The organism is Marinobacter guineae (assembly GCF_002744735.1).
Lineage (GTDB): Bacteria > Pseudomonadota > Gammaproteobacteria > Pseudomonadales > Oleiphilaceae > Marinobacter > Marinobacter guineae.
Window position 1 is genome coordinate 229,120 of sequence record NZ_KZ319341.1, and the last position, 16,819, is coordinate 245,938.

Annotated in this window: 12 protein-coding genes; 6 read left to right on the forward strand and 6 right to left on the reverse strand. The window is 59.1% G+C overall.

Annotated features, from left to right (window positions below; translation table 11 throughout):
• Nucleotides 1-118 precede the first annotated feature (118 nt).
• The gene (locus CLH62_RS15345; protein ID WP_099619069.1) at nucleotides 119-2,944 is read left to right on the forward strand and encodes an HD domain-containing phosphohydrolase; all 2,826 of its coding nucleotides are present in this window, start codon (nucleotides 119-121) and stop codon (nucleotides 2,942-2,944) included.
• A gap of 49 nt (nucleotides 2,945-2,993) precedes the next feature.
• Nucleotides 2,994-3,773 carry a co-chaperone DjlA gene (gene djlA / locus CLH62_RS15350; RefSeq protein WP_099619070.1) on the forward strand — a complete coding sequence of 260 codons (780 nt, stop codon included), beginning with the start codon at nucleotides 2,994-2,996 and terminating at the stop codon, nucleotides 3,771-3,773.
• A 27-nt stretch (nucleotides 3,774-3,800) separates the two neighbouring features.
• Here djlA and CLH62_RS15355 read toward each other — a convergent pair whose 3' ends face one another.
• On the reverse strand, nucleotides 3,801-4,409 hold the full coding sequence (locus CLH62_RS15355; protein WP_099619490.1) for a methyltransferase family protein: 609 nt from the start codon (nucleotides 4,407-4,409) through the stop codon (nucleotides 3,801-3,803).
• A 172-nt stretch (nucleotides 4,410-4,581) separates the two neighbouring features.
• Here CLH62_RS15355 and CLH62_RS15360 point away from each other — a divergent pair, with 172 nt between their 5' ends.
• Together CLH62_RS15360 and CLH62_RS15365 are read left to right on the forward strand one after the other, a co-directional pair.
• Nucleotides 4,582-6,087 carry an amidase gene (locus CLH62_RS15360; RefSeq protein WP_099619071.1) on the forward strand — a complete coding sequence of 502 codons (1,506 nt, stop codon included), beginning with the start codon at nucleotides 4,582-4,584 and terminating at the stop codon, nucleotides 6,085-6,087.
• Nucleotides 6,088-6,202: 115 nt separating this feature from the next.
• A complete protein-coding gene (locus CLH62_RS15365; RefSeq protein WP_228152872.1) occupies nucleotides 6,203-8,071 on the forward strand; it encodes a putative bifunctional diguanylate cyclase/phosphodiesterase in 1,869 nt (622 codons plus the stop codon).
• Here CLH62_RS15365 and CLH62_RS15370 read toward each other — a convergent pair.
• From CLH62_RS15370 to CLH62_RS15380, 3 genes are read right to left on the reverse strand one after another with little or no spacing between them, the layout of a single operon-like run.
• On the reverse strand, nucleotides 8,059-8,805 hold the full coding sequence (locus CLH62_RS15370; RefSeq protein WP_228152873.1) for a pseudouridine synthase: 747 nt from the start codon (nucleotides 8,803-8,805) through the stop codon (nucleotides 8,059-8,061). The genes CLH62_RS15365 and CLH62_RS15370 overlap by 13 nt on opposite strands.
• The gene (locus CLH62_RS15375) at nucleotides 8,805-11,888 is read right to left on the reverse strand and encodes an efflux RND transporter permease subunit (protein ID WP_099619073.1); all 3,084 of its coding nucleotides are present in this window, start codon (nucleotides 11,886-11,888) and stop codon (nucleotides 8,805-8,807) included. Before CLH62_RS15375 ends, CLH62_RS15370 begins: the two co-directional genes overlap by 1 nt.
• 5 nt (nucleotides 11,889-11,893) lie before the next feature.
• Complete coding sequence (locus CLH62_RS15380) at nucleotides 11,894-12,976, reverse strand: efflux RND transporter periplasmic adaptor subunit (RefSeq protein WP_099619074.1); 1,083 nt, start codon at nucleotides 12,974-12,976, stop codon at nucleotides 11,894-11,896.
• Between the two features lie 308 nt (nucleotides 12,977-13,284).
• On the opposite strand from CLH62_RS15380, the gene ilvG reads away from it, so the two are divergent.
• Nucleotides 13,285-14,985 carry an acetolactate synthase 2 catalytic subunit gene (gene ilvG, locus CLH62_RS15385; RefSeq protein WP_099619075.1) on the forward strand — a complete coding sequence of 567 codons (1,701 nt, stop codon included), beginning with the start codon at nucleotides 13,285-13,287 and terminating at the stop codon, nucleotides 14,983-14,985.
• Nucleotides 14,982-15,260: an ACT domain-containing protein gene (locus CLH62_RS15390; protein ID WP_099619076.1), complete on the forward strand. Its 279-nt coding sequence runs from the start codon at nucleotides 14,982-14,984 to the stop codon at nucleotides 15,258-15,260. Before ilvG ends, CLH62_RS15390 begins: the two co-directional genes overlap by 4 nt.
• A gap of 160 nt (nucleotides 15,261-15,420) precedes the next feature.
• On the opposite strand, the gene cynS is transcribed toward CLH62_RS15390, so the two are convergent.
• Both cynS and CLH62_RS15400 read right to left on the reverse strand, forming a co-directional pair.
• Complete coding sequence (gene cynS, locus CLH62_RS15395; RefSeq protein ID WP_099619077.1) at nucleotides 15,421-15,864, reverse strand: cyanase; 444 nt, start codon at nucleotides 15,862-15,864, stop codon at nucleotides 15,421-15,423.
• Between the two features lie 27 nt (nucleotides 15,865-15,891).
• Nucleotides 15,892-16,806, reverse strand: a complete 915-nt coding sequence (locus tag CLH62_RS15400) for an ABC transporter ATP-binding protein (protein WP_099619078.1) — start codon at nucleotides 16,804-16,806, stop codon at nucleotides 15,892-15,894.
• Nucleotides 16,807-16,819 lie beyond the last annotated feature (13 nt).

The window sequence follows — 16,819 nt, forward strand, 5'->3', positions numbered from 1 at the left end:
TTGCGACTTTTTATGGAAAAAACGGAAAAAATGGCCCTGAGGGTCTACTCTTTTACTATTGAACCCCCTTGGCGATGTCCTGTCGTCTTACGCCAATGTACACCCGCAAGGATCAACCATGCATCGAAACCGCCAGTCGGCCCAGGTTTCACTGGCCCTTCTGATTGCATCGGCCATCACCCTGGGCATGCTCGTACTGACGATCGTACTGATTGGCCAAAGCTTCAGGGGCATGGAAACCGCCAAGGTGTCCGCCGCCAGCGCAACAGCAAAACAACTGGCCATCAGCGTTGATGACCGGATTCATTCCATCACGGCGCCGCCATCAACCGCCCTGGCCGTACTCAGCCATGACTCTCTCGCAGGCGCCCAAACCCTGGCCGGTCGCCTTGAGCGACTTCCAGTGTTTGCAGACATTCTGCAAAGCAGCAACATTGTCAGCGCTGTCTACGCCGGTTACGCCAATGGCGACTTTATTCTCCTGCGCAAGGTTCGCAGTTCCGGAACCCTGCAGTTTCCGGATGCGCCCGAAGCAACCCGGTTTGTGTTGCAGACCATTACCCACGGTCCCGATGGCCCCCCGGGGGAATGGCGTTTCTACCGCGCCGATATGCAGCTGATCAAGCGCATGCCGGTGCCGGCTTACACCTACGATCCACGCACCCGACCCTGGTTCGAAACTGCGGCAAAGTCAGAAATGACGGAACTGTCTGCGCCCTACGCATTTTTCACAACAGGGGAAACAGGTATCACTCTTTCGCGCAAAGCCTCTCCGGAGACTGGCGGCGCCGGTACCATCTTTGGCATCGATGTCACCATCACCGATCTGAGCAGCCAGCTGGCGGGACTGCGCCAGACACCTCACACCCGAATTGCGATAGTTAACCGGGATCGTCAGGTACTGGCAGATTCCGGAAACCGCAACAACCCCGGACCCGCCATTGCGGGAGCACTGGATCAGGCCGGCGAAGACATTGAGGGCAGCCCCGTCAACCAGTTCACTGCCGAGGGAAGGGACTGGTATGGCATGACCGAACCCCTCGGCGCCCTGCAGGAAGAAGAACTGACTATAGCGGTAGCGATTCCGGCCGACGAACTGCTCGCCGAGGTCTGGCAGGCCCTCGCCCGACAGACCGTCATTGCCGGCCTGATTGCCCTGCTGTTACTGGTGCTCGGCTGGTTCCTGGGCCGCCAGGTCGGCCGTCCGCTGGAGCACCTGACCGATCAGGTCAGCCGGCTGTCGCGGTTCCGGTTTGATACCCCAGTCAGATCCGATTCCCATATCCGAGAAGCTCGCCAGCTAGGCGTAGCGCTGGATGATATGGCCAAAACCATCCGCAGCTTCCAGAACATTGCCACCGTGCTGAACCGGGGCCAGGACCTGAACAACCTGCTGCGGGACATTCTGGAACAGATTGTTCACATTCTTGGCCAGGAGCGGGGCGGCATCTACCTGTTCAGCCGCCAGCAGGAGCAACTTAACCTGGCGGTGGATCAGTGCCTGGAGCTACCGGAAATCATCAGCGGACTTCCGGCAGACAGCAACGATAACGAGATCATCCGGCTGCTGCAGAACCACATCTCCGGCCACCCGGTGTTTGCCATTCTCCGCAACCGAAACAAACAGCTGATTGGCGTTCTGGCGATTGAAATGGAACGGGGCGACAACACCCACCTGAGCGACGATCTGATTGTCTTTGTGGATGAAATCGCAGGTTCAGCGGCCGTTGCCATCGAAACCCGGGAACTGATTGAAAGCCAGCAGGCCCTGCTCGACGGCATCATCCGGCTGGTGGCCAACGCCATCGACGCAAAATCCCCCTACACCGGTGGCCACTGCGAGCGGGTGCCAAAGCTTGCCCAGATGCTGGTTAATGAAGCCATCGCCAGTGACGACCCGTTTTTTGGTCCCTTCAGCATGAGCGAAGAGCAGCTCCAAGAATTCCATCTGGCAGCCTGGCTGCACGATTGCGGCAAAATCACCAGCCCGGAGTATGTGGTCGACAAGTCGGTAAAGCTGGAAACCATTCACAACCGGATTCATGAAATTCGTACCCGGTTTGAAGTGCTGCACCGGGATGCCGAGATTCGCTACCTGAATCGGGTGCTGCAGGGTGAGGACGAAGCAGTCGCAGACCGGGAGCGCCAGCAAACCCGGTCTCGCCTGGAGGAAGAATTCAAGTTTATCGCTCATGCCAATCAGGGAAGCGAATTCATGCATGAGGAGGATATCGAGCGGATTCGCACCATAGGCCAGCAAACCTGGTTACGCCATTTCAGCGACCGCCTCGGCCTGTCTCCCGACGAAAAACAGGCACTCCAGGATGTTCCGGAGCCGGCACTGCCGGCAACCGAACAACTGCTGGCAGACAAACCCGAGCAATTGCGATTCTGGGGCGAACACGTTCCCCCGGTCCGCAAAGACGACCCACGCAACCGCTGGGGCTTCGACATGGAACTGCCGGAATACCTCTACAATCGGGGCGAACTTCACAATCTCACCGTCGCCAAAGGCACTCTGACCGAGGAAGAACGCTTCAAGATCAACGAACACATCGTGCAGACCATCTGCATGCTCGACGCCCTGCCCCTGCCGGACAGGCTGGCCAATGTGCCAAGACTGGCAGGTTCGCATCACGAACGGATGGACGGCACAGGCTACCCCGGTGGCCTGACCGCCGCCGACCTTGGCATTCCCGAGCGGATCATGGCGGTTGCTGATGTGTTCGAGGCACTGACGGCCGTGGACCGGCCCTACAAGGCGGGCAAAACCCTCACCGAATCCCTTGAAATCATGGACAGGATGGCCGATGAGGGCCACATCGACCGGGCGGTATTTGAGCTGTTTGTCCGCTCAGGCACTTACCAACGCTATGCCGAAGCCCACTTGCATCCCGGGCAGATCGATTACGTCGATGAAAGCCTGTTCATGAAGCCGGACTAAAAAACACGTATATTCTATAGGCTGATTCATCCCTGGTAAGGACAATTTAATGCTGTTTGCAATCATCGTTGGCGGTCTGATCGGTTACGCCTTTGGCAAATTCCCGGGTTTCCTGGTCGGCGCGGCAATCGGCGCCTTTCTTTTCAATCGGCTCAAGCGCCGTCTGCTGGGCAAGCTCCAGAACATACAGATGGGCTTTGTTGAGTCCGTTTTTGCTGTCATGGGCGCGCTCTGCAAGGCTGACGGCGTTATATCCCGGGATGAAATCCAGATGGCGGAAACCATGTTTGTGCGCTTCCGCCTGAATGAAGAGCAGAGAGCCAGGGCCAAATCCGCCTTCAACCGCGGCAAGGAACCGGATTTTGACCTGGACGCAGAGCTGAACCGTTTCCTCCAGGCCAGTGGCCGGCAGCCTGCATTTCTGCAGATGTTTCTTCAGGTGCAGGTCTCAGCCGTGGCGGCGGATGGAGTTGTTCACCCGGCCGAACATGAAATGCTGGTAAAAATCGCCCGCGGTCTGGGTCTGCCCGAGAGCCAGGTGGATCAGTTGGAAGCCATGCTACGGGGCGCCCATACCAATCGGGCCGGGGCTGGCCAGCCATCTTCTGCCGATCAGATCAGTGATGCCTACAAGGTTCTGGGGGTTTCATCTTCAGCCAGCGATGCGGAGCTCAAGAAGGCCTATCGCAAGCTGATGAGCGAAAACCACCCGGATAAACTGGCGGGGCGGGGCTTGCCCGAAAGCATGCGGGAAATGGCGGAAGAGCGCACCCGGGAGATCAGTCACGCCTACGATGTGATCAAGGAAGCCCGGAAAACGTCGGCGTAATGCCCTGGGCTTTTCACCGGACGCGGCTCAGAACCAGCGCGGGACCCGAACCCGGTAACGCTCGTAGTCCTCTCCAAATTTGACCGCCAGCGCCTTTTCTTCCTCACGGGCCTGGCGGGTGATTACCAGCACACCGGCCACCAGGCAGACCAGCGAGAACACGCTGGGCAGAGCCAGGACAAATCCCAGCTGGCCCGCCATCACTGTCAGGAACAACGGGTTCCGTGAGCGGGCAAAGGGCCCGTCTGTCAGCAGCTTTCGCTGGTCCTTCCGTGGGTCAATACCGGAGCGCCAGTCCTCGTGCATGTATGCCTGCAGGTAGTTCACCACAGTGAACGATGCCAATAGCAATAGCATTCCGGCCAACAGCACCGGCCAATGGTAGAGCCAGCCAAAAACGCCGAGCCAGCCGTCGATATCCGCGAAAATCCGCGCTACGCAAACACCCAGAATCAGTGCCCGGAACACATTAAAAATATGCCGGTGCCACCAGGGCGCACTTCCCCGCTCTCCATAATTAATGTGGGAAAAGCGCATACGCCGGAACAGGCCCAGGCCCCGGCTGGCAAACTGCAAGCCGATCATCAGGAAGAAGATGCCGAGAAAGTGACGTACGAGAGGTTCTGTAAATTCCATCAGGATCGCAAACAACGGGTTGAGCCTGTCAGCTTATTACCTGATAACGTTTATGAAAAGCACTCTGGCCACGGCTTTGCACGATTACAGTCCTAAAGCTACCCAAAATGACATATCGTCACGTTTTTGAATGCAGTAGAGTAAAAGGCCCATTTCCCAGGAGAGCCCAGCCATGCCCGCTTCTGAGACAATCAGGTCTTGCCATGTTTTCAGCAACGACGCCATGGGCGAGGAGGATGCCACAGCGCTGGCCAACCGGATTCGCTCCCGAGACATCTCGATCACGGAACTGACCAGGGCTGCGATTGCCCGCGCCCGTGCGGCGGAACCGCTGATTAATGGCGTCGTCTCGGAAAACTATGAAGCAGCCATAAAGGCAGCCTCACGCTTGGATGCATCAGAAGAATCGATCACCCTACCCCTGTTCCGGGGCGTTCCCACCTTTTTCAAGGACAACACCGACGTGGCTGGCCTGGCCACCCGGCATGGCTCTCTTGCCGTTCCCGAAAACAGAGCGGGGAAAACCAGCCAGTTTGCCCGGCAGATGCTGGCCCAGGGGTTTCTTTGTCTGGGCAAAAGCACGCTCCCGGAATTCGGTTTTAACGCCAGCACCGAGCCTGCCCACGACGTGCCCACCCGCAACCCATGGAATCTGGCCTACTCATCCGGCGCCTCTTCCGGCGGCTCAGCGGCCCTTGTGGCGGCCGGCGTAGTACCCATCGCCCACGCTAATGATGGCGGCGGATCAACCCGGATTCCGGCGGCCTGTTGCGGGCTTGTGGGGCTGAAACCAACCCGGGGCCGCCTGGTGGATAACGAGGCCGCTGCATCACTGCCGGTAAACATCATCACCGATGGCGTAGTCAGCCGCTCCGTGCGGGACACGGCCAATTTCCTGGATCAGGCCGAGGCCTTCTACCGAAACCCGAAACTGCCAGCGGTCGGCAGGATTGAGGGGCCCTCGGGCAGACCACTGAAGATTGGTCTGGTACTGGATTCCATCAACGGCCACAAAACTGACGACATAACCAGACAGACAGTTGAGGAGACAGCGCGGAAACTGGAAAAGCTGGGACACCAGATTGAGCCGGTCCCCGTTCCAGTGCATAGCTTATTCCCGGACGACTTCGCCCTGTACTGGGCGCTGCTGGCCTTCGGCGTGAGAGCCAAGGGCAAAAAACTGATTCATCCGGCGTTCGATAAACAAAAAACCGACGCCCTGACCAACGGCCTCGACAAGATGGCCCGGCGGCAGTTCTGGCGTCTACCCACCGCACTCTGGCGACTGAAACGCTCCTGGCATGACTACGCACATGCCATGGCTGGCTTCGATGCCGTGCTCACTCCGGTGCTGGGCCACACAACGCCGCCACTCGGCCACCTCAGCCCCGAGGTACCTTTTGACATCCTGTTCGACCGCCTGCGAAAGTATGTCAGTTTCACGCCTCTGGCCAATGCCACGGGTGCCCCGGCGATCTCGATACCCATGGCGCGCACGCCGGATCGACTGCCGGTATCTGTCCAGTTCATGGGCCGCCACGGTGGCGAGCGCACCCTCCTGGACATTGCCTTTACGCTGGAGGCTGAGAATCCCTGGCCGCTGCTCAGTGATCTGATTTGTCAGGATCAAGACAGTGGCTCAGCGCTGCGTGCCGATTCGCTGACCGGGATTGGCTGAATTGGACACACGTATCGACAGCTGCCCTATTTTATAGCAAGCTCAGATATTATCTGTTCTCTGCAACGAACCAAGACCCAACGCCGTTCGTACTGCAAAAGAAAAGGACATCATATTGAGCCCGGCCATGCGTGACAGCGAAGTCCTCGTGACCCACCACAAGGCCTTGATGGAGCTGACTCACAACAACGGTTTCATCGAAATGCCCCGGCCCCGGAAACTGGCGGCCCTTGCTGAACTGTGCACCCAGCGGCTCGGCATCAAGCGGGCTAGTGTCTGGCTGTTTCCACCGGAGCGTGACCGCATCAGTTGCGAGTGGCTGCACGATGAGGAGCAACCCGGCCGCAACAGCTGCGTACCGCAACAGGATTCCGGCTACAACCTCTTCCGGTCCGACCACCCCGAATACTTCCAGGCCATTACAGCGGCACGAGTTATTGCGGTGGACGATGCCCAGAACGATCCCCGAACCCGATCTTTCGACCGCGACTATCTGTCGGTCCAGAATATTCACGCCATGCTCGATGCCCCCATCTTCGATGGTGAGCAGCTCAGCGGAGTGGTCTGCCTGGAATCCCATGAACGCCGGGAGTGGTCCGTCCCGGATATCTCCCTGGCTGTAGCCATTGCTGACACCATCAGCCTGATGAACACCCACGAAGCCTGGCTGAGATCCAAACGGGCGCTGGACTACGTCAAGCGTTACGATTCCCTGACCGGCCTCGCCAATATCGATTCCCTCCGCGACCGACTCGGCCATCTGGTGCGCAAGATCAAACGCCGGGGGGCAGGTAGCCTTGCACTGCTCTGGATCGATGTAGACCGGCTAAAAGTCATCAACGATGGGCTGGGACCACAGGCGGGGGACCAGGTTATTGCCGATATAGGGCAGCGACTGAATGAGATTCAGCTGGCCGGCAAGGACTTTATCGCCCGGATCGGGGGAGATGAATTTGCAATGGTCATCCGGAATTACACGCTGCCCGAATTTCTGGAAGAAGTAACCGAGGAGATCCAGAGCCGCATTCGCAAGCCTATCCGGGTGTCAGACCAGGATCTGAACGTCAGTGCCAGCATGGGCATCTGCCACTTCCCCGGCGACTGCCAGGAGCCAGAAGAGCTACTTCGAGGCGCAGAAGCCGCCATGTATCACGCCAAACGACAAGGCCGGGATCGCTCCACTCTGTTCGATTCCGAAATACAGATGACCGCACGCTCGCGCTTCGCCCTTGAGAGCGAATTGCGGGAAACCCTGCAAACAAGTTCCCTGGACGTGTTTTACCAGCCGATCATGGATCGCATGGGCAAAAAGGTCGAAAGCCTGGAGGCGCTGGTTCGTTGGCACCACCCGACACGGGGCTGGCTTTCACCCATTGAGTTTCTGGATGTGGCGCGCAGCGCCGGGCTTATGTACAAACTCGGAGCCTGCGTGCTTCGCCGGGTTTGTGAGCAGTGGCGCGAAGCGACAGACAGGGGTATTCACGTGCCGACCGTCTCGGTCAACCTCTCTGCGGAGCAGGTGCTGGTTCCTGAGTTGCCGAAGCTGGTGAAGCAGATCTGCAATGAGCAACAAATGCCAGTCAGCGCCCTTCAATTTGAAGTAACCGAGGACTCTATCCAGGGGGATTCAGGGGTCATAGGGAAGGTTCTGGAACAGCTGGTTGATGCCGGCGCTGAACTGGCCATCGACGATTTCGGTACCGGCTACTCATCGTTATCCCGGTTGAAAAGCCTGCCGTTTTCGCGGATCAAGATCGATCGCTCGTTCATCAATAACCTGCCGGACGACGAAGACGATTGCGCCATTACCCTATCCATCATCGGTCTGGCCCGGGGGCTGGGACTTTCCGTGGTGGCGGAGGGCGTCGAGAACAAAGCCCATGAAGCCTGGTTGTTCGAGAAAGGCTGCGACTATCTCCAAGGCTACCTGTATAGCAAACCGCTGCCGTTTTCCGAAATCATTGGCCGCTATTACTCCGACTGACCAGAAACCGGAAACTCCGGAAAGACTGACAACACCTCAAGAAAGCTGTCCTCCGGCGTGGCGGTAACCACCATCTGCTCCCCGGAGGCGGGGTGCGTGAATTCCATCCGGGTCGCCGCCAGCATCAGCCGCCCCTGACCGAAACGCTCCGCAAAATAACGATTATGCCGGCCCCGGCCGTGATTGGCATCGCCAACAATCGGGTGGTTGATATGTTTCATGTGCCTCCGCAGCTGATGCTTTCTGCCGGTTCTCGGGCAAAGCTCAACCACCGCGTACCGGCTGGTCGGATATTTCTCGATAGCCACCGGTATCTCGGTAGTGGACAGGGTCCTGTAACGTGTGAACGCTTCCCGCACTGGTTGCTCGATACCCTTCAGGCGACGATCTTCAGGCTCTTCTTTAAGCGGGTAATCAATTTCACCACACTCCTCCGGCCAGCCCCGAACCATCGCCAGATAGGTCTTGTTAACCTCCCCCGACATCATCGCAAGGCCCATAGTGCGCGCTGTGACACTGTCCCTGGCAAACACCAGAATACCGGATGTGGGCCTGTCCAGACGGTGCACCGGGAAGACATGCCGACCACCGTTGAGCGCCCGCGCGTATTGCAGGGCAAACTCGGTTTCGTGCCTGTCGATGGGACTGCGATGCACCAGCAGCCCCGCCGGCTTGTGGACAACAAGCAGGTGATCGTCGCGAAATAGAACGGTCAGTGGATTGCGCATCAACATCAGTGACTGTTTACCCGGGCGGTCAGCCTGCCCAGTGCCTCGCCGGCCCGGCTGCCCAGCACCAGCAGGGCGGGCGTCAGCAACAGCGTCAGCACCGTGGCGAAGGCCAACCCGCCGGCGATGGCACTGGATAGCTGGGTCCACCACTGGGTAGATGGCGCCCCGAGGCCCAGGGAAGGCGTCAGCAAGTCCACGTTCACCCCCAGCACCATGGGCATCAGGCCCAACACGGTGGTGATGGCAGTGAGCAACACCGGCCGCAAACGAAGACAACCGGTTTCCAGGGCCGCCTCGTAGGCGGCGAGCCCTTCCTTGCGCATCTGGTTGTAGGTATCGATCAGGATAATGTTGTTGTTCACCACAATGCCCGCCAGGGCAATGGTTCCCATACCCACCATAACAATGCCGAACGACTGGCCGTTGACCAGCAGGCCAAGAAGCACCCCGGCAGTTGAAAGCACAATGGCCGAGAGGATCAGGAAGGTCTGGTAGAGTGAATTGAATTGGGTCACCAGAATCAGCAGCATCAGCCCGATAGCCACCAGAAACGCAGTGACCAGGAAGTTGGAGGCCTGCTGCTGATCTTCGTTTTCGCCGGCAAACTTTACCGAAATGCCTTCCGGTGGCTCAGGCATTTCCGCCTGAAGCGAGCGAAGAAGCTCATCCACACGCCGGCCCGGGGCCAGATCGGATTTGATGGTCACGGTGCGCTGGCCGTCAACCCGGACGATACTGCCGGTCTTGTCTCCCGGCTGAAGATCGACGAACTGCGAGAGTGGTACCTGGCCCCGGGAGGTGTGGAGAGTCTGCCGCTGCAGATGGTCAAGCTCGCGCCAGTTGTTCGGCACCCGCACCACGATATCGACTTCGTCCCGAACATCCTCAGGGCGATAGGTTGCCAGTACCAGGCCATTGGTAACAAGCCGCACCGCACTGCCAATACCGAGCACATCAGTGCCGAACCGGGCGGCGGCTTCCCGGTCAACCTGCAGCCGCCATTCAATTCCCGGCAGGCTCCGGTCATCCTCGATATCCACAAAACCACCCAGCTCCCGCATGTGGTCTTTGATCCTGTCCACATAACCGTTGAGGCTATTGGCCGCGCGGCTGCTCACCTGCAGCTCAATGGGCTTGCCCTCGTTCGGTCCACCCTCCTGTTTGCGGAATTCCAGCTCAACGCCCGGAATATCGTCGGTCAGCTCCCGGAAATCATCCAGAATGGCACTTGCGGGCCGCCGGGTGTACCAGTCGGTAAACTGGAACTGCAGAACACCAATCACATCCGGCGCCATCTGCGAACCGGCGCTGACCATTGAACGCGCGTAAAGGGCCTTTACCTCCGGCATTCCTTCCAGGCGCTGTTCCACGTCACGCACGATCGCATCCCGCTCCCACACCGACAGATCGCCTCTGGCCCGCACCTGCACCTGGGCCGAATCCGGCTCGACACTCGGGAAAAACTCCACGCCGTAATTGAAGCGTGCGTAGGCGGCGTAGATCACCGCGATGACACACAGCACACCAATCAGCGTCAGCCCCGGTGACTTCAGCAGTACCGACAGCAACCCGCGGTAGCGTTGCATCAGCCGGCCTGTTGTTTCACTCTGCCGGCCCCTCCGGCCGCCACTGACGCTGCCCAGCACCGGCAGAAACACCAGCGCCATCGCCAGCGATGCCACCAGACAGATAATGACCGTCAAAGGCAGGAACTTCATGAACTCCCCCACCACGCCGGGCCAGAACAGCAGGGGCACAAATACCGCCAGGGTCGTGGCCGTGGAAGCAATGATCGGCCACGCCATTCGGCTTGCGGCCTCGGCCCAGGCATTTTTCACCGTCTGGCCATCCGACAGGTTCCGGTCCGCCAGCTCGGACACGACGATGGCACCATCCACCAGCATGCCGGCCACCAGAATCAGGCTGAACAACACCACAATATTGAGGGTGAGACCCATGGTCCAGATCACCAGAATACCGGTGAGAAAAGCGCCCGGTATGGTCAACCCAACCATGAATGCGGAACGTGGTCCCATGGCCGCAATCACCACGATGATGACCAGCACGATGGCCGTGAGTACGTTGTTCAGCAGGTCGCTGAGAATGTCCCGCACTTCCTCCGACTGATCCATTATGTAGCGGATTTCCAGGCTTTCCGGCAGCTGGGGCCTGGCCTGGTCGATCAGGTCACGGACCTGGCCAATGGTTTCGATGATGTTGGCCCCGGAGCGCTTGGAGACTTCCAGCACCAGCGCCGGCTCGCCGTTGATACGGGCAAACCCGGTGGGGTCCTTGAAGGTCCGCTGGAGCATGGCGACATCACCGAAGGTGACCACCGTATCGCCATCCACTTTGATCGGCATGGACATCACGTCCTCGATGGTTTCGATCACCCCGGGCACTTTCAGAGCCATGCGACCGTTTCCGGTATCCAGCGAGCCGGCCGCTACCAGTTGATTGTTGCGGGTTACCAGTGAGGCAAGCTGATCGAATTCGATGCCGTAGCTTTCCAGAACCTGGGGATCCACCACGATTTCCAGCAGGTCTTCCCGGTCACCGCCGATCTCAACTTCCAGAACCTCCGGTATGGATTCAATGGCATCCTGGAACTGCCGGGCAATGGTAATCAGCTCCCGCTCCGACAAGGGGCCGGACAGCCCGACCGACAAAACCGGGAACAGGGATACATTGATTTCGTTTACCCTCGGCTCGTCTGCCTCCCCGGGCAGCTTGCTGCGGGCGGTGTCGACTTTCTCCCGCACGTCCTGCAAAGCTTTGTCCGGATCAAAACCGGCATCGAATTCCAGCATCACCGAGGCATGCCCCTCGGACGCGGTACCCCGCATTTCCTTGATGCCCTCGAGCGATCGCAACTCCTGCTCCATGGGTCGCACCAGCAGCCGTTCGGCGTCCTCAGGACTGATCCCGTCCAGGGTCATGGACACGTAGATCACCGGGATGGTGACGTCGGGGTTGGCTTCCTTGGGAATGGTCTGAAACGCGGCGATACCGCCGAGAATCAGGAACAGCAGAGTCAGCAGCGTGGTACGGCTGCGATCAATGGCCGCAAATATCAGTGTACGCATCTCGCCTAGCCCCTGTCTTCAGAGGCGTCGACCGGCATCACTTTCTCTCCGGTACTTACGAAACCGCCACCCCGGGTGATGAGACGGATTTCATCCGGCAACCCGGATACCCAGGCCCCATCGGTGGAAACGCTCAGCAATGTCACTTCGCCGAACACCACCCGGTTCTGGTCATCCACGTACTTCACCCCCGGGCGGCCATCATCCCCCAGCGAAAGGTAAGCCGGAGAGATAAACATTGCCTTCACCTCAGGCAGCGCTACTCGCAGGCTGGCGCTGCCACCGGCCACGCGCCGGCGGTCCGGATTCTCCACGGCAATTTCTACTGCAAAGCTGCGGGTTTCCGGGGAGGCCGCACTTGCGACAAAGGTAACAACGCCGGAGAGCCGGCTGCCGTCCAGCAGATCCACACGAACGGCCTGACCGGGTGCCACATTGGTCACCGACTGCTGCGGAATCTGCGCGGTCGCCTTAAGACGGTCTACGCTCACCAACTGGAACATCGGTGCGCCCACCTGCACCAGATCCCCGGTCTCCACGGATTTGCTGTTGATGACCCCGTCGAAAGGCGCCTCTGGGGTGAGATGACTGACCGCCTGCCGGGCACTGGTCAGTTCCGCATTGGCGGCGGCAAGCTCACTTTCAAGGGCCAGCACTTCAGACTGAGCGGCAAGATTGTCGGCCCTCAGCCGGCGCGCAGCAGCCAGGTCGGCTTCCAGTTTGCGCACCCTGGACTGCCAGCGAAGAACCGCGGAACTGCGACCTTCATCGGAAATCGTGAGAAGCTTCTGCCCTTCCTTGACCTGCTCGCCTAGACCCACAGCCAGGGATTCCACCCGGCCGGAAACCTGGGCACTCAGCATCACTGAATTCCACGGTTCCAGCTGACCCTGAAGCATCAGGCCCGGTTCATGCTGCCTGGCAGACAGGATTTCCACCTGCACGCTTGTCAGCTGGCCATCGCCGGAATCCTGGCGTTCCGGAGCCTCATCACTGGCCACCTTCACCTCGCCGGTAACCATCCAGATTACCAGTGCGATCACAATCAGAAGTGACAGACCGAGGGAACCCCATTTAGCTTTCGTCATGGAATGTGTGAATCCTTTCGTAAGGCTGAGAGAAAAAACCGACGATTAACCGTTGCATCCGGCTAAAAACATGGGGTAGATTCTACACAGAATCTTTTAATGAATTCAGAGCAGACTGTCGATTTTATGAATCTCAACGCAGTGATTGTCCTTGTGAAGCTTGTCCTGGTGGTCGTGGTACCGTCCGGGGGCTTCTGTGTGGACAAGCGGGTGAGATAGCGACAAACCTGACAAGACACCAGAAACCCCCGGCACCGAAAGGTCCCGGGGGTTTCTTTTTTGCGGCAAAGAAAAAAGGAAAAACGACCATGAACGGCGCACAGCACATTCTTGAAGCGTTCCACCGCCACAACATCAGCACGGTTTTCGGGTATCCGGGCGGCTGCATCATGCCGCTCTACGACGCGCTGGTGGACGATGTGGGCGTGGAGCACGTGCTGTGCCGCCATGAACAGGGCTGCGCCCTGGCCGCCGACGGCTATGCCCGGGCCAGCGGCAAGCTGGGGGTGTGCATTGCCACCTCCGGCCCCGGCGCCACCAACCTGATCACCGGCGTGGCCAATGCCCACCGGGATTCCATCCCCATGCTGGTCATCACCGGCCAGGTGCCCTCCGGGCTGATCGGCACCGATGCGTTCCAGGAAACCGACGTGCTGGGCATGACCCTCGGTATCGTCAAACACAGTTACCTGATTGGCGATGCGGACAGCCTGCCGGCCATCATGGAAGAGGCTATCGAACTGGCCCAGAGCGGTCGACCGGGACCGGTGTGGATAGACATACCCAAAGACCTGCTGCTGACCGACGTTGCAGATACGCCTTTCCCGAAGCCTGAACCACAGCACACCGGCTGTCCGGACCTGGCTGAAGCGCTGGCCATGCTTCGCGCCGCCCGAAAGCCTCTGCTTTACAGTGGCGGCGGCATCAGCTTGGGCCACGCCGAGGACAGCTTTCGGACGTTTGCCGAAACCTCCGCCCTGCCTGCAGTTGTCACCCTTAAAGGCATCGGGAACCCGGGCAAACACAGTCCATACAACCTCGGCATGCTGGGCATGCACGGCTCCCGGGCCGCCAACAAGGCCGTGGACGAATGCGACCTGCTACTGGTCATCGGTGCCCGCCTGGACGACCGCGCCACTGGCAATCTGGCCGGGTTCGCCCCGAACGCGAAGATGATTCACATCGACGCCGACGCTGCCGAAATCAACAAACTGCGCCCGGCCGACCTGGCCATCCGCGGGGATCTGAATGAAACCCTTGAGGCTTTGACCGGAGCATTAAAGGACAAGCCACTGGCCATCAGCGACTGGCAGAAACAGTGCCGAACCTGGCACACCACAGGCGGCTTCCAAGCAGCTGATAACGACGATCCGATGGCCCCGATCACCGGCCCCGCCTTCATCCGCCAGCTCTCACGGATCGCCCCGGACGACACCGTGATCGCCTGCGACGTCGGCCAGCACCAGATGTGGGTGGCCCAGCACTACGAGTTCGACCACCCACGTCACCACCTCACCAGTGGCGGCCTCGGCACCATGGGCTTCGGCCTGCCTGCTGCCATTGGCGCCCAGTTCGCAGACCGCAACGGCACCGTTATCAACGTCACCGGCGACGGGTCATTCATGATGAACGCCCAGGAACTGGCCACCATCCGCCGCTACAACCTGCCGGTAAAACTCATCGTAATGGACAACCAGTGCCTGGGCATGGTCCGCCAGCAGCAGGAACTGTTCTACAACAACCGGGAAAGCCAGATAAACCTGGACGACAATCCGGACTTTGTCGCCATGGCCCGGGCCTTCGATATCCCGGCCCTGCACATCGAACGCACCGACCAGATCCGCCGGGGCATCGAAACCATCCTGGCGTTCAATGGCCCAATGCTGCTGCACGTAGCCATCAGCCGTGAAGAAAATGTCTGGCCCATCGTCAAACCCGGAGCCAGCAACCGCGAAATGATCGACGAAACCCGACGCACCAGCCCTGCAAACAAGGAGCACGTAGCATGAACCCGAAAGCGGATATCTCAACGCCCAGTTATACCCTCAACTGCCGAATGTCACAGGAAGCCGCCGCCCTGGAGCGCCTTTGTCAGGTAGTTCGCATTCGCGGGTTCAGGATTGCAAGAATGGCCGTCGAAAGCGCCGGGGAACATCTCGATATCGCTCTGACTCTGGAGGGCACACGGCCGATCGCCATGTTGCAGTCGCAGCTGGAGAAACTCCACACGGTTGCGGAAGTTGCTTTGGAAGGTTCAGCGGCTATTCGTTCACGGATTGCCTGACCTCTGTAAACCCGCCACTGTGTGACGGTCACGGGGTGGAGTACCTTTTCTGTCGGGAAAAAATGTCTGAGCGCAGCGAGTTGTTTTTCCCAGAAGAAAAGGTACTCCACCCCGGGACCAGCCCCCAAATCCCCAGGGCAGTGGACCCAGACTCGAAAAGTTACCAGGCCTTATAAGGCAGGAACTTGCCGTTCATGGTAATCACAACACGGTCGCCCTTCGAATTCTCTTCCTTCTCGATGTCCATGGTGAAATCGATGGCACTCATGATGCCGTCACCGAACTTTTCATGGATCAGTTCCTTCATGGTATCGCCGTACACACCCACCACTTCGTACAAACGGTAAATCAGCGGATCCTGGGGAACGGCGCCGTCCCATGCTTTCTTGGGGCAGACCTGAAGGGCTTCCGCTACGGGCTTGTCGAGGTCGAGGACTTCGCAAAGGGCAAAGGCCTTGTCTTCGGTGAGGCTGTTCATGCCCAGGGCCGCTGAAGTGGTGAACACCGGGGACATACCGATGGTTTCGGCGATGGCTTCCCAGGTCATGCCCTTGGACACTTTGGCTTCCAGGATTTTGGCGGTCATCAGTTCTTTGTTCATCATGGCTGTTTCCTCTCTTGGGTTTTAACGTCAGGCATTCACCGCACGGGCGGCGGTGTCGGATTCGGATTCGGTTTCAGAATCGAAAGACGCTGGCGTGGACTGGGCAACGCCCTTCGCGGGCTCGACGATCTTCGGGGTGCCGTCTTTTTCCGGCAGCGCCGAGCCGCTTCGATTCACCAGGAAGTCCACCAGATAGTCCCGGGTCTTGTGGTAAGCCGGGTTCTGGAAAATGGTGGCCCGGGCCCGTGGATGCGGGATGTCCACTTTCACGCTTTCAGCGATGCGGGCGTTGGGGCCATTGGACATCAGGAAGATGCGGTCGGAGAGCAGAATGGCTTCGTCCACATCATGGGTGATCATGAACACGGTCTGGCGGGTTTCTTCCCAGATCTTGACCAGCTCGTCCTGAATCACACCCCGAGTCAGGGCATCCAGCGCACCAAAGGGTTCGTCCAGCAGCAGGAGTTCCGGCTGGGTGGCAAAGGCCCGGGCGATACTCACCCGCTGGCGCATGCCGCCAGATAGCTGGGACGGCTTACGGTTGAGGGCATGGTCCAGACCCACCATCTTCAGGTAGCGTTCACTGTGCTCCTTCACCTTTTCCTTGGACCACTCGGGCCAACGGGCGCGCACGGCGAAGACGATGTTGTTCAGCGTGGTTTTCCAGGGCAGCAGGCTGTAGTTCTGGAACACTACCCCGCGCTCAAGGCCGGGGCCTTTTATTTCCTTGCCATTCATCACCACGTTGCCGGCGCTGGCTTCGTCCAGACCGGCCAGCACGTTCAGGATGGTGGATTTACCGCAACCGGAGTGGCCGATGATGCAGACGAACTCGCCCTTCTCCAGGGCAAATCGGATATCCTCGAAGACGGTCAGCTCGCCGCCCTGGCCATCCGGGTAGATTTTGAACAAGCCATCTACTTCCAGGAATGATTTACTCATAACAGGTCTCCAT